Source organism: Pseudomonas sp. S2_F07, assembly GCF_054668325.1.
In genome coordinates, this window is record NZ_CP162758.1 from 3,146,253 (window position 1) to 3,164,027 (window position 17,775).

At 54.5% G+C, this 17,775-nt stretch carries 15 protein-coding genes, 1 tRNA gene and 1 pseudogene; 7 read left to right on the forward strand and 10 right to left on the reverse strand.

Annotated elements, in window-relative coordinates; all coding sequences use genetic code 11:
* The first annotated feature begins 149 nt into the window (after positions 1–149).
* The 5 genes and pseudogenes from AB4O40_RS14165 to tnpC all read left to right on the forward strand — a co-directional run bounded on the left by AB4O40_RS14165 (position 150) and on the right by tnpC (position 6,253).
* Positions 150–3,395: a phosphoribosyltransferase-like protein gene (locus tag AB4O40_RS14165; protein ID WP_460054067.1), complete on the forward strand. Its 3,246-nt coding sequence runs from the start codon at positions 150–152 to the stop codon at positions 3,393–3,395.
* Positions 3,396–3,483: 88 nt separating this feature from the next.
* Positions 3,484–3,614: pseudogene (locus AB4O40_RS14170) on the forward strand (transposase); the annotation flags it as partial.
* A 350-nt stretch (positions 3,615–3,964) separates the two neighbouring features.
* Complete coding sequence (gene tnpA / locus AB4O40_RS14175; RefSeq protein ID WP_414913366.1) at positions 3,965–4,282, forward strand: IS66-like element accessory protein TnpA; 318 nt, start codon at positions 3,965–3,967, stop codon at positions 4,280–4,282.
* Positions 4,279–4,614, forward strand: a complete 336-nt coding sequence (gene tnpB, locus AB4O40_RS14180; RefSeq protein ID WP_047542313.1) for an IS66 family insertion sequence element accessory protein TnpB — start codon at positions 4,279–4,281, stop codon at positions 4,612–4,614. Before tnpA ends, tnpB begins: the two co-directional genes overlap by 4 nt.
* A 61-nt stretch (positions 4,615–4,675) precedes the next feature.
* Positions 4,676–6,253: an IS66 family transposase gene (gene tnpC, locus AB4O40_RS14185; protein ID WP_414913365.1), complete on the forward strand. Its 1,578-nt coding sequence runs from the start codon at positions 4,676–4,678 to the stop codon at positions 6,251–6,253.
* Positions 6,254–6,299: 46 nt separating this feature from the next.
* On the opposite strand, the gene AB4O40_RS14190 is transcribed toward tnpC, so the two are convergent.
* Entirely contained in the window at positions 6,300–6,659 is a 360-nt protein-coding gene (locus tag AB4O40_RS14190; RefSeq protein ID WP_093215836.1) for a DUF2834 domain-containing protein, read from the reverse strand.
* Between the two features lie 118 nt (positions 6,660–6,777).
* Between AB4O40_RS14190 and AB4O40_RS14195 the strand changes: the two genes are divergently transcribed.
* On the forward strand, positions 6,778–7,584 hold the full coding sequence (locus AB4O40_RS14195; RefSeq protein WP_414913374.1) for an MmyB family transcriptional regulator: 807 nt from the start codon (positions 6,778–6,780) through the stop codon (positions 7,582–7,584).
* A gap of 232 nt (positions 7,585–7,816) precedes the next feature.
* On the opposite strand, the gene AB4O40_RS14200 is transcribed toward AB4O40_RS14195, so the two are convergent.
* The 5 genes from AB4O40_RS14200 to AB4O40_RS14220 all read right to left on the reverse strand — a co-directional run bounded on the left by AB4O40_RS14200 (position 7,817) and on the right by AB4O40_RS14220 (position 12,506).
* Positions 7,817–9,136, reverse strand: coding sequence for an outer membrane protein transport protein (locus tag AB4O40_RS14200; protein WP_108216159.1), 1,320 nt, complete (start codon positions 9,134–9,136; stop codon positions 7,817–7,819).
* A gap of 231 nt (positions 9,137–9,367) precedes the next feature.
* Positions 9,368–9,577 carry a hypothetical protein gene (locus AB4O40_RS14205; protein WP_158273936.1) on the reverse strand — a complete coding sequence of 70 codons (210 nt, stop codon included), beginning with the start codon at positions 9,575–9,577 and terminating at the stop codon, positions 9,368–9,370.
* Between the two features lie 263 nt (positions 9,578–9,840).
* Positions 9,841–10,614 (reverse strand): SDR family oxidoreductase, encoded by a 774-nt coding sequence (locus tag AB4O40_RS14210; RefSeq protein WP_108216483.1) that lies wholly within the window; start codon positions 10,612–10,614, stop codon positions 9,841–9,843.
* A 100-nt stretch (positions 10,615–10,714) separates the two neighbouring features.
* Positions 10,715–11,545, reverse strand: a complete 831-nt coding sequence (locus AB4O40_RS14215; RefSeq protein ID WP_108216160.1) for an SDR family NAD(P)-dependent oxidoreductase — start codon at positions 11,543–11,545, stop codon at positions 10,715–10,717.
* Positions 11,546–11,594: 49 nt separating this feature from the next.
* A complete protein-coding gene (locus AB4O40_RS14220; RefSeq protein WP_108216161.1) occupies positions 11,595–12,506 on the reverse strand; it encodes an alpha/beta hydrolase in 912 nt (303 codons plus the stop codon).
* Between AB4O40_RS14220 and AB4O40_RS14225 the strand changes: the two genes are divergently transcribed.
* A complete protein-coding gene (locus AB4O40_RS14225) occupies positions 12,505–13,227 on the forward strand; it encodes a TetR/AcrR family transcriptional regulator (RefSeq protein WP_108216162.1) in 723 nt (240 codons plus the stop codon). The two genes, AB4O40_RS14220 and AB4O40_RS14225, sit on opposite strands and share 2 nt — an antisense overlap.
* Before the next feature lie 502 nt (positions 13,228–13,729).
* Here AB4O40_RS14225 and AB4O40_RS14230 read toward each other — a convergent pair.
* The 4 genes from AB4O40_RS14230 to AB4O40_RS14245 all read right to left on the reverse strand — a co-directional run bounded on the left by AB4O40_RS14230 (position 13,730) and on the right by AB4O40_RS14245 (position 17,455).
* Complete coding sequence (locus AB4O40_RS14230; RefSeq protein WP_108216163.1) at positions 13,730–14,005, reverse strand: hypothetical protein; 276 nt, start codon at positions 14,003–14,005, stop codon at positions 13,730–13,732.
* Positions 14,002–14,982, reverse strand: a complete 981-nt coding sequence (locus AB4O40_RS14235; RefSeq protein ID WP_108216164.1) for an integrase domain-containing protein — start codon at positions 14,980–14,982, stop codon at positions 14,002–14,004. Before AB4O40_RS14235 ends, AB4O40_RS14230 begins: the two co-directional genes overlap by 4 nt.
* Before the next feature lie 904 nt (positions 14,983–15,886).
* On the reverse strand, positions 15,887–17,215 hold the full coding sequence (locus tag AB4O40_RS14240; protein ID WP_108216166.1) for a tyrosine-type recombinase/integrase: 1,329 nt from the start codon (positions 17,213–17,215) through the stop codon (positions 15,887–15,889).
* 164 nt (positions 17,216–17,379) lie between these two features.
* Positions 17,380–17,455 (reverse strand) — tRNA-Thr (locus AB4O40_RS14245).
* Positions 17,456–17,775: the final 320 nt, after the last annotated feature.

Below are 17,775 nucleotides of genomic sequence, written 5' to 3' on the forward strand. Positions count from 1 at the left end.
TTTCGATCCGGCACTTAGGTTAATGGCGTCGTCGTGGCGGATTGAGGCGGATTGAGGCGGATTGAGGCGGATGCTAGACCCCATGCTGGCGATCGGCTATGTTTCTCGTCATTAAATCGCAGTTGCAGTCCATTTATAGGGAAATAACAATGGATACGAAGGCCCCCTCCCCAGTACAAATGGCCGCCGCACCAGGCGCGAGCAGCTTGGGGATCTTTCTGCTTGAGGAGGAGATCCGCAAGGTTGGGGAAGGTGTTCATTCGGCAACCATCTACGCGGACGCGCGTGATGCGCTTGTCAATGCCATTGCCGAGGTATGCCACCTTTCAGGTTTACATTCAGGATCAAATCTGGAGCGAGTACTCGGAAGGGTTGAGTCCGCCACCTCTGGCCACCGTATCGTTGCTATTCTCCTCATTCGCTGCATGGCGATTGATGGACTGCTGCCGATAGATGACGAGCACAACGTGATCATTCGGAAAATCCTTTCGATCATCGAGTCTCATACCCCTGATTTGATAAGGCAGTACAAGTTCGATAAGCAGCAAAATTTCGAGAAGGTCAATGTCATCAAGTCCCTTCACGGGACGATCTGTGCGCACTACCTAGCGTTGGGCCAAGTCTCTGGCTCTCTGAACGAAATAGCGACCCAGAAATCCACGATTCTCAAATGTTTGCGGCATAACACCTATCAAGGTTATCTGCAGCCTTTCAATTACTTGCCTATCAAAACCAAGCTTGAGGCGTTGATTGAAGGGCTGGATGCTGTAGTGAGCAGCAGTGGGTCAGACTACAAACTCAGTCTGGACGAGCTAGAGCGTGTCCTTGAGGAGGGAAATACGCTGGCTACCGCGTCGCAATCCTTCTTCACCGAAAAATTTGCACTTCCTTTTCTGGAGGCCGTGAACGAGGCGGTGGGGCTTGTTAAGACAACAGCCTCCGAGCGTCTTACATCTGTCATTGAACCCCTGCGTAATCCACCCAGGGCAGCTGAAAAACGCTATCCCCTGCATCAGGTTGACCGCTTCATCAATATCATCCTCCCCTTGGTCAACAAGGGCCCCAGCACGGCAGTAGAGGTCGTCGTAGAGATCGACTGTGGCCACGGATCAAACGTTATTCTTGAGAATGATCAACTGCGCTGCGGGGATGTCCCCCCAGGAAAGTTTTCGGTCTGTTTGAGAGCCTGCGTAATCGAGCCTTCCGCGAAAGTCGAGATGACCGTCGATATCAGCTGGCGCGAACTGTTCGGCACGCAACGCAGCGAGATCTTTGACCTGGTGATAGAGGGCCAGAACGAGGCAGTAGATTGGTTGTCTTTAGAGTCTTTGGAGCCCTACAGCCTTGAAGTAGCCGAAGGCGACATGTTTGTGGGGCGAAGCGCGAAGGTCAAGGCTATAGCCAACAAACTCCTAAAACACCCCATGACGTCAACGTACGTAACCGGACAAAAACGAATCGGGAAAACCTCACTCGCCAAGGCTGTCGTCAACTACCTTGAACGGGATCGTCCAGACTTTCATAGTTTGTATCTTGAGTATGGAGAATATTGCTCGACCACCCCACAAGGGACGCTGAAATCTCTTGGCGAGAACATCTACAGCTTTTTGCTCGACTTTATGCCAGCCACCGATGCGACAGCTGGCGACTTCAGCGAGTCTATTGCTGACCTGAACCTTACGGCGAAGAAGCTCGAGGTAAGACATCCCAACAAGAAGTTTGTCGTCATCCTCGACGAGTTCGACGAAATACATCCTGAAATGTACCGATCAGGGCCCATTGCCGAGACATTTTTTGCCAACCTTAGGACCCTAGCCGCCAGGAAAAACCTCGCCTTCATCTTAGTCGGCGGTGAGAAAATGCCCTTCATCATTGGGGCGCAGGGTGACCAGCTCAACAAATTCTCTCGGGAAACGCTCGATTATTTTTCCCGCAGCACCGAGTGGGCCGAATACCTAGAACTGATCACCAAACCTGTCGAGGGACAACTGAACTGGGACGACGAAGCCATCAACCAGATATTCACCTTGACCCATGGCCATCCTTATTACACCAAGCTGTTGTGCTCAAAAATCGTCAGCATCGCCATCGCAGAGCGGGACACCGAGATCATCGCATCGGATGTTTCAAACGCATTGCCTATGCTGCTGGCTGAACTAGATACCAACGCGTTTGCGCATTTATGGAAAGACGGCATCAGCTTTGAGCGCGAACAGGCCGAAGTTGCAGAGCTCAAGAGGCTTCGGCTGCTAGTTGGCATCGGCCGATCCCTGCGCGAGCACAAGCGCAGCGAAGAGGAGGTCAAAGCCCGGGCAGTGAGCGCCCATTTACTCGAGCATGAAATCACGCCCCTGATCTCAGATTTCCAAAGACGTGAAATCCTGTATGAGCGCAATGGTGATTTGTATTTCACCGTTCCGTTGTTTGAGCATTGGCTGACAGAATATGGGCTCAACAAGCTCATCACGAGTACCTTGGGTGATGAACTGGAGGATGGCATCAAGGCGGCAGAGGACAAGGCACATGTTACCGCCAAGGACATTCAAACATTGGCGGCCCAGTGGCCGATTTATCGTGCACAAAAGGTTGATGGCGAACAAATCAGGGCTTGGCTTGATCAGGAGCCAGAAATCCTGAACCAAAGGCTCCTTTTCTCGATTCTTGAAAATATCCGGTTTATTAATCCCGTCGAGATTGAGGATTACCTGAAAACGGCACATGCGCGGATTGTAAGGCCAGTGATCGGCGTATCGACTATTACACGACGTACTGACCGTCGCAGTGACGTATTTATCACCTTCGTAGACGGCGTTGGCAAGAGTGGCCTGCAGTATGCACGCACCTATGCCAAGACAAATTCAGTATCCGCGCAGAGAATCATAGATCCCGCTTTGCTCGGCAAGCGGCTCGCCGCAGCCAGGGAAGAAGAGCCTCCAAAGGCGATCATCATCGTGGACGATGTCATTGGCAGCGGTGACACCTTATCTGAGGGATTAGCGGGCATGCTCGACAATCTAGCTCCTCAGCTTATCGAGCTCGAAATTCCAGTCTTGATTATTTCGCTGATAGGTACGGAGGAGGGAGAGAAGAAGGTCAAGGCCACGCTGGATAAATACGGTGTAACCCACGACCTTTATCTGTGCGAAATCTTGTCGCCCACTTCTTATGCGTTTCCAGTCGAAGGACATAGTTTTTGGGAGAACGAGGAGCAGATGCACAAGGCGAAAGCCCTATGCCTTCAATTGGGCACAAAGCTCTACAAGCAACCCCTCGGATTCAAAAATCAGGGGTTATTGTTGGTACTTCCAGAGACATGCCCTAACAACTCTTTGCCGATACTTTATAAAGCTAAGATGGGTGTCTGGACGCCTCTGTTTCCAAGGCCCACAACCTGAAGATCAAGCGTGGCCCCATGAGTAGCCCCCCAGAGTGGGGTTTACACCTGATAGATGACAGTGGCGGGCTACAGATAGCCGTGTTCGCTGGCCGATGCATACGGGTCAGTTGGAAGGCATAAACAATCGAATAAAGGTCATCAAGCAGATGGCGTACGGTTTCCGGATAGCGAGTTCTTTTTCATGAAGATCAAGAACGTCTTTCCCGGTAATCCGTGAAGAACCAAGAAAAAGGGCTCGCATCGCTGCAAGCCCTATTTTGTATGGTGCCGGCACCAGACGAACGGTAGCTTGCTGCGAGGCCAGGTTTTCTGCGGATCTGGAATTCGCTGGAAAATTCGGCGTACCCCAACTAGTAACTATAAATAAATCAGCTAGTTATGGCGTTCGGTGGAATCGAACTCGGGATTTTTTAGAGGTCAGCACGTTGTCAGTCTGCAAGTAATTCAGAGCCACATACGGAATGGTAGTAAGCGTCTGGGGAAGTCACCTTCCGAACTCCAGCATTAAGGGCGATGGTGTCCGCGTATTTTTAAGCGGACGCTATCGGCCTTAACGTCAGGAGTTCCATGCGCCATCGAAGCTCTTATCCGAAACCCTTCAAGGCCCAGGTTGTTCAGGAATGCCTGCAACCGGGCGCAACCCTATCCAGCGTCGCCATCAGCCACGGCATCAACGCCAACATGATCCGCAAGTGGCTGCCGCTTTACCGAGACCAGCCGCCAGCAGCGTTGCCGGCTTTCGTTCCGTTGAGAGCTGCACCCAAGCGGCAGACGGAAGCTTTGGCGATTATTGAGCTGCCGCTTGGCGAGCAATCGATCACGGTGAAATGGCCGATGTCTGATCCTGAAGGCTGCGCTCGCTTTGTCCGTGGACTCACGCAATGATTCGCATCGACGCCATCTGGCTTGCCACCGAGCCCATGGACATGCGTGCCGGCACCGAGACCGCGTTAGCCAGAGTGATCGCGGTGTTCGGTGCGGCGAAGCCGCACTGTGCTTATCTGTTTGCCAACCGCCGCGCCACTCGTATGAAAGTGCTGGTGCATGACGGGATTGGCGTCTGGCTGGCTGCTCGTCGATTGAACCAAGGAAAGTTTCACTGGCCAGGCATTCGACTAGGCTGCGAGATGGAGCTGGATGCCGAGCAACTTCAGGCTTTGGTGCTCGGTCTGCCTTGGCAACGCGTTGGGGCTGGCGGTGCAATCACATTGCTCTAGAAGCTGTAATTAGCGCCTCGGCCTGCTGCCGCAGGCGATCCGCTTTGGTAAAATCCAGGGCATGACTTCCTCGCCCAATCTCGATCAGATGACCCCCGACCAACTGCGCGCTTTCGCTGCGCAGTTGCTGTCCCAGGTTGATTCGCTCGGACAGCAAGTCGACAGGATGGGCAAGAAGAACGACCGCGACCAAACCATCATCGAGCAACTCACCCACGAAATCGCCTGGTTCAAACGTAACAAGTTTGCCAAGCGCAGTGAGCAATTGAGTCCCGACCAAGGCAGCTTGCTCGACGACTTGCTCGACACCGACATCGCGGCCATTGAAGCCGAGCTGAAGGCGTTGAATCCGCCGGCTGCGCAAGCTGAACCACGCAAGCAGCCCAAGCGTGTTTCCTTGCCTGCGCAGTTTCCGCGTACCGTGATTTATCACGAACCCGACAACATCCAATGCGCCTGCGGCTGCCAGCTCCAGCGGGTTGGCGAGGACGTCAGCGAGAAGCTGGATTACACGCCGGGCGTGTTTACGGTGGAGCAGCATGTGCGCGGGAAATGGGTCTGCCGCGAGTGTGAAACACTGACTCAGGCACCGGTTCCCGCCCAGGTCATCGATAAGGGCATCCCGACGGCAGGGCTGCTGGCTCACGTGATGGTGGCCAAATTTGCCGACCATTTACCGCTGTATCGGCAAGAGAAAATCTTTGGCCGCGCCGGCTTCGCCATCGCCCGATCGACACTGGCGCAATGGGTCGGTCAAACCGGTGTGCAGCTCCAGCCCTTGGTCGATGCGCTACGCGAAACAGTGCTTGCTCAAGGCGTGATCCACGCTGACGAAACGCCGGTGCAGATGCTCGCCCCGGGTGAGAGGAAAACGCATCGTGCTTATGTCTGGGCCTACTGCACTACGCCATATTCGGCGCTCAAGGCGGTCGTTTATGACTTCAGTCCAAGCCGTGCGGGAGAGCATGCACGCAACTTCCTTGGCGCGTGGAATGGCAAGCTGGTTTGCGATGATTTTGGTGGTTACAAAGCAAGCTTCCAGCAAGGCATCACTGAAATCGGCTGCATGGCCCACGCCCGCCGCAAGTTTTTTGATCTGCACGCGACGAACAAAAGCCAACTGGCCGAGCAGGCGCTGCACTCAATTGGTGGGTTGTACGAAATTGAACGGCTGGCGCGGGAGATGACCGACGAAGAACGCTGGCGAGTACGTCAGGAAAAAGCGGGGCCCCTTATCGACGCACTCCATACCTGGATGATGGCCCAGCGCGACCTTGTACCCGAAGGGTCGGCTATCGCCAAAGCTCTGGATTACAGCCTCAAGCGCTGGATGGCACTGACGCGCTATCTCGATGACGGTGCTGTGCCCATAGACAATAACGCGGTCGAAAATCAGATAAGACCGTGGGCACTTGGGCGCTCCAACTGGTTGTTCGCCGGGTCACTGCGCAGCGGCAAACGGGCGGCAGCAATCATGAGTTTGATCCAGTCTGCGCGCATGAACGGGCATGATCCGTATGCTTACTTGAAGGATGTTCTGACTCGCCTGCCGACGCAGCGGGCGAGTGAGATTACGGAGTTGCTGCCGCATCGATGGGCGCCCATTCAATCACGCAAGGCGTGTTGGCCGGACATCTAGAAACAAAGGAATTGCCAAACGCCAACGGACTTCCTCTTCATTCCTTTTAGTCGAGATTGCGCGAAATATTGATGCTGTAACCGGTGCTATCCGTAGGCAGCTTCTTCTTGGCGAATCCGTTGATAACGAGGTAAAGCAATGGGCCAATCGATACGAAGACTGCCGTTATCAGAAAGTAAGGCACAAGAGAGACCGCAGATCGGCCTTTGGAACGAGCGTCCCGATACATCCAGATGCAAGCGAGGACGCCGAGCAGGTAAAGGTCAATAACTACTTGGGCAGTGTCCGGGCTGGATATTAACTCCAGGCCGAAGTCGATGAGCGATTGATCGGCAACGAACATGGTACCCGCCGTATACAAGGAAAAAATCACCAATGTGGCAAGTGAGAGGTAGGGTCTTTTCATTTGTCCTCCTTGAGCAAGAAGCGATGATCAACGCTGACAAGGTAGTGATATTGTCACGACGAGATCAATGACCTCACAGGTCATGGACTCAGCCAATTCGCGCCGTCAGAGTCGAACAATGAGCCCCCGACCTTTTCCTCGAACGACACCCTCCATCACTGCAAGTGAGCAGTTGCGTCAACTGCGACGTCAGGCAAAATTGAGCCAACTCGACCTCGCCTTGATGTCAGGTATTTCTCAGCGCCACCTCAGCTGCATCGAGACAGGGCGCGCCAAGCCAAGCCCAGGCACTCTGCATAACCTACTCATGGCACTCGATGCGCCTCTAGAGCACTGCAACAGTGTCTTTCTCGCCAGTGGTTATGCACCGCGCTACGAAGCAACACCTCTTACCTCGCCAAGCATGGAGGCTGTTCGTGACGCTATAACTCACCTCCTTCATGCCAACAACCCCGCACCAGCGATTGTCTTGGGGAGTCAGTGGGAGATATTGGCAGCCAACGCCAGCACTGGAGTGCTGTTCGATCTGGTCGGCCTGAGTGCCGATGCGGCAGAAGGCCTAAATCTGTTGGTAACGCTGCTGGAGCCTGGAGGGTTGGGCGATCATCTGAACAACGTCGAGGAAATCAGATTGATTGCTTGGCAAAGGGCAGCTAGAGAGGCCCTGAGCAACCCGGGGCTCGCTACGCTTCTGAAAAGCCTCCCCATGCCTCAAGAGGCTTCCACGTTGACAAACGAACTGCCTCCGTTGGTACTGACGCGGCTCGACTCAAGGCACGGGGAACTGAAATTCATGTCAACTTTTACAACATTTGGCATGCCTCTCGACATTACGATGGAGTCGCTGCGTATTGAGCATCTGATTCCTGCCGACGCGAGAACCTGGGAAGTCATGGCCCGAGCCTATGGACAATTGAAATGCTGATGCCCTTATCTTCGGTTCAACACATTCATAGGTGTGTTCGCCAGACGCTTACGAATGGTAAGCCTCCTGAACTCGAACGTTGTCGATTATCCCCTCCGTAGAGAATAGGCAGGAATCCGCCAAAAACTGCCGTGGTGACAGACAGCAGACGGCCAATTGCTGCCTGTCAACAACGATCCCTGTGACGAACCACCTTACAGGTTCAGGAATGGGCGTTGCGTCATCAGGGCGGTTAGTACCGATAAGTGGCCTGAACCGAAACCCCATTCGCACTGTTGTCGTAGTTGGCACTGTATTCCGGTTGAAGACCTGAGTTGTTCGATTGCTTTACCGAGACTTTGGAATCCCAGAGATAACCGTAAGCAAAGTCGATCGTCAGATCGGGATTCGGCGAATAAGCACCGCCCAAGGTCACGGCTTGGCGATTCCCGACCGGAACGCGCACGCTGCGATCGGCGTTCCTGATGGGCGACGGGTCATAGGCGTAGCCTGCGCGCAGTAGCCATTGCTGGTTCAATTGATAAGAGGCACCCAGAGCACCAGACCAGGTGTCACGCCAGTTCATTTCTTCGGTCACACTTCCCAGGCCAGCTGCCTGGCCCAGGGGGGAAAGACCGCTGTTGAGGGCCTCAACCTTCTGGATCCGACTCCAGCGTTTCCAGGTAGCTCCCAGGTAACCCGTCCAGCGACTGTTGAAATGATGGGTGATGGACGTATCCACGGATTCGGGCATCGTGAGATCTATCTTGTTGTCATACTTTCCATCCAGCGAAATAAAGCTCGGGGAGCCGGAAACCTCAGTATGCCCTTCAAGTTCATAGTCCACCTTCGAGTGATAGTTGATCCCCCAGCTGGTGGCCTCGGTAAAGTCAATCAAGATGCCGACGTTGTAGCCAAGTGCGGTGTCATCGCCTTTGATGGTGACCAGCGTGTCTTCGCCGTTGTTCAGGGCGCCGGTGGCCAGGTAGTTCTGAAGCTTTGCATTGAAGCGGTTTATGGTCGGTCCGCCACCAATGGACACGTAATCATTGATCCGCCAGGCAATGGTGGGCTGCAGGGTGATCTCCTTGGTCGTGCTATAGGAACCATGGTAACGGCCTTGAAAACTGCTCTCGTAATCATTGATCAGACCACTCGGAGCATACAGGCCCAGACCCATCGAAAAACGATCGTCAAGCGGCGTCGACATGTAGGCAAAGGGCACAACCCCCAAAGGGACCGAGTCCCCTTTGTTCGTTCCCGGGGCACTGCTCTGCGCGTCACTGATGTCATCGCTCACCGAGACGACCGCGGCTCCGCCGGAAATCTCGGTACGTTTCAATTTGGTCAAACCTGCAGGATTTCCAAAGATAGTGCTGGCGTCCAGCGCAGAAGACGATCTCCCCGCATAAGCAGTACCCGCACTGCTTGCACTTTGTTCATTTAAGGCAATGCCATTGGCTAGGACGCTTGTGGAAGCGCTGAGTATTGCCACGACACCTGCGAATTTAGTCCAGGCAGACACTTCTCCCACGACTGAGAGATACATGATTGCACGGTTGCTCAGTTTCATTTCCCACCTCGTATTGTTTTTATTGATTGGTGCGCAGGCAAAGCTTCACCTTCCGGTGCACTTGGCAGTGCCGGTTGGCGTTCATCGATGTTGTGAAAAGGTCCCTGTAGAAGGCACCTTGTAGCCCGATTCGCCGGCGTGCTCTGCTGCAGATGCTGCCTTGCGAGGTAATGACAAATAGCGCGGTGAGCGCGCGGAGCTACGCCGGCAACTAGCTCCGATCACGGGCGATCAGAACGCGCCTGAAGTTCCGTTATGCGCCAAAGCCGTGAGAAATCCCTCTAGCCACTCATGGCGCTGCCGGTAGGCTTCATCCGTGACATGGCCATAAGGGCAGTCGAAGAGTGTTCGGCCGGAAAGTCCCGACTCGAATCCGACATCAAAAGGCTTTTTCTCTGCCTTAGTGCTGAGCTCCTCAAGTTCATGAAGGGTGATGATCATGATCATTCCTCGTGTAGCCCAGAAGGGCGTAATTGGTCGGGCAGAAGATAAGAAGGGGCTTGAATCCGCTCCAAGGTTTCTATTACCGATCGGCAACACTTTACTTATTGCAGGCAAGGGCGCCTCACCGGAGAACTGTTCGTTGATCCAGTTCTCCTACTACTATTATTGCCAGAGTTAGATTGTTCGGTGGCTAGAAGCTATATATGATGACCCCTTCTCCGTAACGGATACCAAGTTGATGGAGACTAGAAGGTATTTAACTAATAGCCCGACAGATTCTTAATAATGGCTCTGCGCGTGCGCTGTGGCAGAAATTTAGTCACGGCACGCATCAGTCGAGGACGCCAGGTATCAACTTCCCAATGAACGCCCCTTCGGTTCTGCACGGCTTTCCATACTGTTGCAGTAACATCGCTGGCTTTTAGATGAATACCTACCGAGTCGACGATATTTCCATGTGCCGCATCCATCATTGGCGTAGCCACAAAATTTGGCATCACGTCACATACATAAATCCCGTATCGATCCCACTCGATGTTTAAGGCCTCAGTAAATCCTTTTACCCAAAACTTGCTGGCTGAATATGATGCCTCGCTTGGTACGCCATATTCAGAACTGAGGGAACACATGTTAATCATCGCCGGCTCCGCGCTTTCCTTAAGGTACGGGAGCGCATGGAAGGCACCAATCTGTATCCCCTTAGCATTGACATCGGTGACCGAGAGGTGTTTCTCAAGAGTCACTTTCTCAAAATCATCGATGAAGGCTATGCCTGCGTTGTTGAACAGCACATCAATGGCACCGCCGCTCTCGGACGCAAACTCACTTAACACGGCGGCAAACTCATCAGATTGAGTAACATCTAGACGACGATAGAAATGACTTCCACCAAGTTTCTTTTTCAGCATGACAAGGTCTGTCTCACTGATGTCTGTCGCTGCGACTCGGTATCCCTGCTTAGCAAAAAACAAGGCCGTTTCGGCACCAATTCCTTTGCCCGCGCCTGTGATGAATATAGTAGGTTTATTGTTCATCTTAATGTCCATGTGTAAGCCGCTTAAGCGGAGCAAACTTGCTGACTGCCCTCTGAGCTTGGCACTGAGAGTAATAAATCAGTTTATCTGCACAGGGCAGTTATTTTTCCATCTTGCGAATCAGCGCATGAATTCTTTTATCACGGTCCAAAGTCAAATCCGTGAGCAGATTAAAGATCCCTCGAAGAATAGAAATGGGGATCCACCGGCGCGGACAGTTAATTCGGGCAGAACGAGTCTGAACCCCCTTGACGACTGCCTCCGCGATTCTCGCTGGCTGAATAGGCGCTCTCAACACACTTGGGTACGCCAGCTTCACAAGCTCAGTGGCTTCTGCATTCCCCCCAAAAGCGCTCTTGGCGATCGCTGTCGATACCCAACCTGGGTAAAGAACACCTGCAGTAGCACCTGTCCCTGCAAGTTCAGCCCGAAGAGAGCGGCCGAACATCTCTACACCAGCTTTGGACATGGCGTAGGGCGCATTCACCACCCCATTGACGAACGCATATACGGATGACGTGACTAGGACATGACCATTGCGGGCGCAAATCTGGGGCAGACACGCACGCACCGTCCGCCAAACACCCAATAGGTCGACCTCAACGACTCGTTCGAATGTCGCCTCGTCCATATTTCTGATGGTCGTGGGCGGATCACAGGCGATACCCGCATTAGCGAACACGACGTCGATTCCACCAAAGGTCTCTACAGCCCTCGCAACCGCTCGATCCAAATCTTCGCGGGAGGTGACGCTCGCGAATATCGCTAGAGTTCGTGGGCCAAGCTCCGTTGCAAGCTCTTGGATAGCGTTTTCTGTTACGTCCAGCAGTACAACCTTCGCGCCGACGGCATGCATTGCTCGAGCGGTTGCGGCACCAATGCCTCCGCCCGCGCCAGTAATTAATACGACCTTATCCTGCAAATGAAACATGTTCATATCTCGATATTGTTATTGTTGGGCAGACAGCGATGGCGCTAAGTCATGCAGCGTGGAAGCGTGCGGCTCCGCGTGAGACGCGACGCTTTAGAAAGGAAATTTGCTTCTGGATGACATGCTCGAAGGCCTCCCCGACATAGATGTCGAAATGTCCTTCCTTGCACATATGAATTTCAGCGTCAGGAGCCCTTTTGGCATGGCGCAATGTGGGGCCTGTAGGTGCGACGCTATCTGTTTCGCAGATGCAAAATAAAATTGGGCAAAGAAGCTTCGGGGTCTTTTTCCCCGGCCTATAGAGCCCGATAGCCAGCGCAAATCGAGCCGCTACGTAATTCTTGAAAGGGTATTTAGCGGGTACCAATCCAAGATACCCAGACTCCGCATCCGGTGCGGTCATAAGCGCCGCAGACCACTTTGGCCCAGCTAATTTGGCGGTTACAGGCCCGGCACCAATTAGAGAGCAAGCCACGTCGGCGACACCCCATGCGGTCAATTTGAGCGAAGTGAACAGGTCGACCTTTAGTAATGACGCCAACCCATCAGTAAAAGGGCACTGGGCCATCACAGCTGCGATCTTTGCATCAGCCGCTGCGGTGTAGATCACGTGCCCGCCGCTAAACGAAGTGCCCCATAGGACTACCTTTGCGGCATCCAAATCGTCATGGGTTCGAGCATAGGCAACGGCTGATCGCCAATCCTCCTGCTGACGCTTGATGTCCAGCAGTTGCCTAGGTTCGCCTTGGCTTGCACCAAAGTTGCGGTAGTCGAACACCAGGCATGCGTATCCGGCCTCACAGAAGCGCTCGGCAAACGCTTCTAGGCGCATTTCTCGTACGCCACCCAGGCCGTGAGCCATCACGATGACGGGATGTGGCTTAGGTTGTTCTGGCAGGTACAGCCAAGCGGCGCACCTTGCGTCGCCGGATGGAAAAGAGACATCGAGACGTTGGAACATGGCGGGTACCTTTGTTATTTTTTTGATGCTATTCCACTTTTGGATGAACATACAACAACCAATCGTCGTGTATACTCGCGCCATGACAAATTCCACGCCCTCTACTCCCGCTCCCACTCGCACCCAGCGCAAGGCTGAAGCCACGCGGCTAGCGATAATCCAGAATGCCGAAGCCTTGCTTTTGGAGGGCGGAGCGGCCGCTTTTACTCTCGAGGCCGTAGCTGAACGGGCAGATATTGCGGTGCAGACCATCTACAACAGGATTGGCGGGCGATCAGCTTTGCTTATGGCTGTTGCTGAACGGGCCTTTGAGGAAAACAAGGTTTACATGGACGCAGCTTATGCGGCTGCCGGGACGCCCATGGAGCGACTTTGGATCGTTGCACAGGGTTATTTTCGCTTCGCTTGTGAGCGGCCAAATGAGTTCCGCCTGCTCGCAGATCCCCCCAATGAGCCTGAAGCGGTCGCGCGAATGAGCGATTTGATAAGGCACCAGAACAGCAAGATGGAAGCAGCCTTACGCGATGGCATAGCTGACGGCACCATTGACCCCACGATAGACCCATGCCTGGCTGCCACCTCGTTATGGGCAGCTGCAAATGGCATCCTGAGCTTGTCTTGGCGGGCGGATGCAACTCCTATAAGTCAAAACGGAATGGAGCAGTTGTGGGCGCAATGGGTGAGTATTGTCGTCAAGGGCATCTCCATACGCCGTACATGATTCTTTGCAGTCCGTCATGAAAGAAGTGACTACCCCCGCTCCGGTAGACATCCCCGGCCATGCTGGATCGCCTCTGCTTTTGTAGTCACTCGATGACCGCTTTTGGCCGATTCTGTTGAAAAGTCGGTTCGCCCAAACAGTCTGGTCATTCACTGGTTAAATCGCCTTTTTTGCACGCTGCTACGTAAAGTCTGCGTCCGGAAGCCTCTGCCGAAAGCAAAGATTTAAATCTCGGACGCATACTTTTCTGCTGCGCAAACCATGGCCGACTTTTTCAACAGAATCGACCGGAAGCAGTCGTTCCTGGACGTCCGCTTCTGGCCCAGGCTGTGTAAATAAGCAGGCACCGTTTTAAAGTCTGCGTCGCTACGTAAAATCTGGCAGTCCTTGGTTAATCAGCAGACCTGAAATTTGCGTAGGAACGCGATTTCCGTTCTGGTTCTGAACCTCAATCCTGCGCTAAAACGTTTTTACACAGCCTCGGCCGTCTTCTGACATTCGTTTAGCGGTTGAACTGAAAGGGTTTTCCTAAGCGATGAGTGAGTAATTGCATGGTCAGCAAATAGTAATACCGCGTCGATTCAGCGTGCTGGTTTAGGTGGTGATTCAAAAACCACGCCAGGTGTTTTCTTTGCCAAGTCCATGGATTGTCGCGTTGCCAGCGCTCAGCGATTGCTGTTTGGATAGCCTTCGCCTGACGTAGGTGGCGTTGGCGGGTGGTATGCGACCCGGTCAGGACGCCTGACAGGAACAGCTCCATATCGAATGGCTTGCTCATGCTCGACCACCAATGTAAGCCGACACCACGTCGATACGGCCATGCCCCAGCTCATAGCTGATTTGTACTCGGGCATCCTGATCTAGGCGTCGGTCGAGTTGATAGCAATGGCCTCCGTTGATGGGGGCGGGATGGCGGGTGATTTGCTCATAGCGTTCGCACGCATAAGCCGCGCGCAGTTCGTGGAAGCCTTTGAAGTTGTGCGTATGGAGGATATCTCGGGCGGGGCGGACGATCCCCTGCAAGAAATCGAGGTAGCTTTCGTTCGGTGCCAGCAGGTTGCGGCCACCATCGGGCGAAACCTGTTCGGCAAACCTCAGAGCTTCTCGAATATGGTCATCTACCGTAATCCAGCGAGGTGCTGACGCACCGGATCGGCCGCCTTTGGTGCCGTCCTGGATGTTGATCTTGTCGTAGTGTTCGGCTTCACGCTTGAGTCGCGGTAGGTCGGCCAGAATCGCTTCGCGCAGACGCATGCCAGTGGCTCGCGTTAACTTAGCGATGGCCGCGGTGCGCGGCTGCTGATGTTTGCAAAGTACCTCTACGATCCGCTTCACGTGTTCGCGGTCTTGGCCTTGTGGCACCGAGCAACGAACGCTGGTGCGCCGCATTCCCAGCGCCTTGCTCGGACTCGGCACTTTCACATACTGATCACCGCGAAGCGCGGCCATGGTCCGGTTGACGCTGGACAACCGGTTTAGCGCGGTGGCGATGGCGAGCTCACCTTGGTCAACTTGCTGACGCAGATGTCCGGCGTAGTCCAGCAAGGTCTGCCAATTAATTTGCCGCGCATCGTTAAACCCCGGCCCTTCCTCCGACCGACACCAGCGTACAAACGCTTGCCACCGATCACTGTGCGCCTTGACCGTGCCGTAATGCCCGCCGCCAAACAGGTCTTTCAGTGCCTGCGGTCCTGCAAAGCTCAGTTGCCGGCCATAGCCAAAATTGCGCCCATCTCGTCTAGCTACTAATCCCATGACCATATTCCTCTCGAAGCCAAACCTTCGAAACCTTCCCCACGTCATCCCGCCAAGAATGCTGAGTGTTATCAGGGATCAAGGCCCCTGCGACCTGTGAGGGTTGTCCACTAACGCGGGACTGGCGGCTCTTTACGACCGGGAGCTTAGGCATCTCATAATCTGGCCTCCTGAGCACTTCCGCAGAAGTGGGCGGGTGGAGGCTGCACTGGCTGACGAGACCAGCGCCGCGAGATCCTGAGTCGGGTGAAGGCAGTGAGGCGACGACCGGGGCATACCTGACTGTCAGTCAGGTGCAGTCCATTCCGTGGGCTGCGGCACCATCATCGGCATCGCTGTTGCTGGTAACTTCGGTGTTTGTCACGCCGATTGTCACGAGGGGGAATGCCGCAAAGCCTTGTACGAGTTGGGCTGCAGCAGTGGTAGTAGCGCCCGTCTCTTTCCGGAAGAAAGAGACGGGCGCAGGTTGGCGCAATGAAATGGCCAAGCGGATAGGTTGCTGCAGGGCAGCGAAGTAAAGGGGCATCTGGCGCACGAGGGCCATGAGTAGAAGTGGCATCCATCACATGGGTAGTGACCGTGCGTGCTGCCGGACGCTAAACGCACTTGGGGAGAACCACCACGGTGTGGCGTAGCCTTAAAGGTCCTGGCTACCTGGGTCGCTGTCAACGACAGCGCTTTGCCAGATCTTTTCTACGCCTGTGGATAATTCGGGTCAAGGCTCGAATTTCCGGGAGTTCTGCGGCTGTGGATGAAATTATCCACCAGTGGAAATCAGTGGTTTTCCACAGACAGTTTGCGTGGGCTTTAGATTTTTTAAATGAGGTCCATCCAAGCAGGGCGGCTTTGCAGCCCCGCTTGGATGGACCCGCGTGGAAGGGCGGACTGCGGTGATCTCTTTGGCTTACCCACGTTTGGATGCGCCACGGCTATTTTGTAGGGCTGTAATGTTGTCGCCGACCGGGTGAGCGAATTCGTGGGGCGTCACATGCCCATGGCGGTTGGCGTCGATGTAGTTGCTCCACCACGCCATGATCAGCCGACGCTGTTCGAGGAATTCGGCCTTGTGGATATAAGCGGCGCGCACGCGGTTGCGTTCCTTGTGACTCATTTGCCGTTCGATGGCTGCGTCGGTCCATAACCCGGACTCCAGCAGGGCGCTACAGGCCATGGTCCTGAAGCCGTGGCCGCACACGTCCTTGCTGGTGTCATAGCCGACGTTGCGGAGCATGGTGTTCACCGTGTTCTCGGACATGGGCTTCCAGTACTTGTGGTCTCCCGGTAGCACTAACTCTGAAAAACGACTGAGGCTGCGCAGGCGCTCCAGTATTTCGATGACCTGCGGCGAGAGCGGAACCATTTGAATGTCGCCGTTCATTTTGGTCCCGCGTGTGGAGTTGCGTACCCCTTCAATCGGTGCGCGGGTATCGGGGATTTCCCACATGGCGCGTTGGAAGTCGAACTCACTCCATCGCGCGAAGCGCAGTTCGCTGGAGCGGACAAATACATGCAGCGTCAACAGGACGGCGAGGCGCGTCAGCTCGCGGCCGTTGTAGTTGTCGATACGGTGTAGAAGCTCGGGTAGACGGTTGAGGGAGAGGGCCGGGCGATGGATTGTGCGCGGCGCGTGAATCGAGCCTGCCAGATCCAGTGCAGGATTCATGGTGATCTGCCGAGCCCTTTTGGCCCCGCGCATGATGGTGGATAAGTAGTTCTGTACCCTTAACGCCACATCCATGGTGCCGCGTTCCTTGATGCGCTGGGTGATCTCTAGCAGGTCGTGGGTATCGAGTTCGGCGATGGGGCGTTGGCCGATCAGCGGGAAGACGTGGGTGCGCAGTCGGCTCATTACGGTTTTTGCGTGGCCTTCGGTCCAGCGACGGGACATGTCGGCGTGCCACTCCAGAGCAACGGTTTCGAAAAGCAGTGCCGCCCGCTGGGCTACGATCTTGGCCTTCTTCTTTTCTTCCATTGGGTCGAGGTTGTCGAGCAACAACGCCTTGGCTTCATCGCGCTTACGTCGTGCGACGGAAAGGGTAACGATGGGGTAATTGCCGATGATGAGCGTACCTTCCTTGCCACTGGGCTTGGTGTATTTCAAGCGCCAGGTCTTCACGCCATTGGGTTTGACGAAAAGGTACATGCCGCCGCCGTCGAACAGTTTGTAGGCGTGTTCGCGGGTTTTGGCCGTGCGGCATTGCAGGTCGCTGAGGGGGATCGCTAGACGTGGCATAGGGGTACGCGCTCCTGACCGGGAAATCGCAGTACCCCTAACATACCCTCGGGGAAGGGGGATTTTGTTGGATCCCGACGGAGGGTCCTGGAACGAAAAAACCCGCCAAAGGGCGGGTTTTCGGGGCTTCCAGAGTATTCGGTGGAATGCAATGGAGCCTAATGTGGTGCCGGCACCAGGAGTCGAACCCGGGACCTACTGATTACAAGTCAGTTGCTCTACCGACTGAGCTATACCGGCGTGATGGGCGATGATTATAGCGATTGGATTGGTTCTGTAAACCTATGAATTCAGGCTATTTTTTTGCGTGGGCTGGGCCCATTACTGCCTGACTGAAGCGACATATAACGATGTGTCGATTCTGATGAAAACAATCGGATTTTCAGCCTGAGTAATATCAAGCACAGCTACCACCGGAGATCCGACCTGTTCGGCCTTCCGCCAACTCCACCGTGTGACGAACACCTCGCGGAAGTAGCCCTGTGCGAAATGGGGTCGCCGAAGGAGGAGCTGCGGTCCAGCAGGCTTGATGGTCAGTCAGCATTCGGCGCTTCGGTGTA

Excerpts from the sequence above, each read along its gene's own strand:
- AB4O40_RS14165 (WP_460054067.1), top strand. The coding sequence starts at position 150 with ATGGATACGAAGGCCCCCTCCCCAGTACAAATGGCCGCCGCACCAGGC.
- tnpA (WP_414913366.1), top strand. The coding sequence starts at position 3,965 with ATGCGCCATCGAAGCTCTTATCCGAAACCCTTCAAGGCCCAGGTTGTT.
- tnpB (WP_047542313.1), top strand. The coding sequence starts at position 4,279 with ATGATTCGCATCGACGCCATCTGGCTTGCCACCGAGCCCATGGACATG.
- tnpC (WP_414913365.1), top strand. The coding sequence starts at position 4,676 with ATGACTTCCTCGCCCAATCTCGATCAGATGACCCCCGACCAACTGCGC.
- AB4O40_RS14190 (WP_093215836.1), bottom strand. The coding sequence starts at position 6,659 with ATGAAAAGACCCTACCTCTCACTTGCCACATTGGTGATTTTTTCCTTG.
- AB4O40_RS14195 (WP_414913374.1), top strand. The coding sequence starts at position 6,778 with ATGAGCCCCCGACCTTTTCCTCGAACGACACCCTCCATCACTGCAAGT.
- AB4O40_RS14200 (WP_108216159.1), bottom strand. The coding sequence starts at position 9,136 with ATGAAACTGAGCAACCGTGCAATCATGTATCTCTCAGTCGTGGGAGAA.
- AB4O40_RS14205 (WP_158273936.1), bottom strand. The coding sequence starts at position 9,577 with ATGATCATCACCCTTCATGAACTTGAGGAGCTCAGCACTAAGGCAGAG.
- AB4O40_RS14210 (WP_108216483.1), bottom strand. The coding sequence starts at position 10,614 with ATGAACAATAAACCTACTATATTCATCACAGGCGCGGGCAAAGGAATT.
- AB4O40_RS14215 (WP_108216160.1), bottom strand. The coding sequence starts at position 11,545 with ATGTTTCATTTGCAGGATAAGGTCGTATTAATTACTGGCGCGGGCGGA.
- AB4O40_RS14225 (WP_108216162.1), top strand. The coding sequence starts at position 12,505 with ATGGCGGGTACCTTTGTTATTTTTTTGATGCTATTCCACTTTTGGATG.
- AB4O40_RS14220 (WP_108216161.1), bottom strand. The coding sequence starts at position 12,506 with ATGTTCCAACGTCTCGATGTCTCTTTTCCATCCGGCGACGCAAGGTGC.
- AB4O40_RS14230 (WP_108216163.1), bottom strand. The coding sequence starts at position 14,005 with ATGAGCAAGCCATTCGATATGGAGCTGTTCCTGTCAGGCGTCCTGACC.
- AB4O40_RS14235 (WP_108216164.1), bottom strand. The coding sequence starts at position 14,982 with ATGGGATTAGTAGCTAGACGAGATGGGCGCAATTTTGGCTATGGCCGG.
- AB4O40_RS14240 (WP_108216166.1), bottom strand. The coding sequence starts at position 17,215 with ATGCCACGTCTAGCGATCCCCCTCAGCGACCTGCAATGCCGCACGGCC.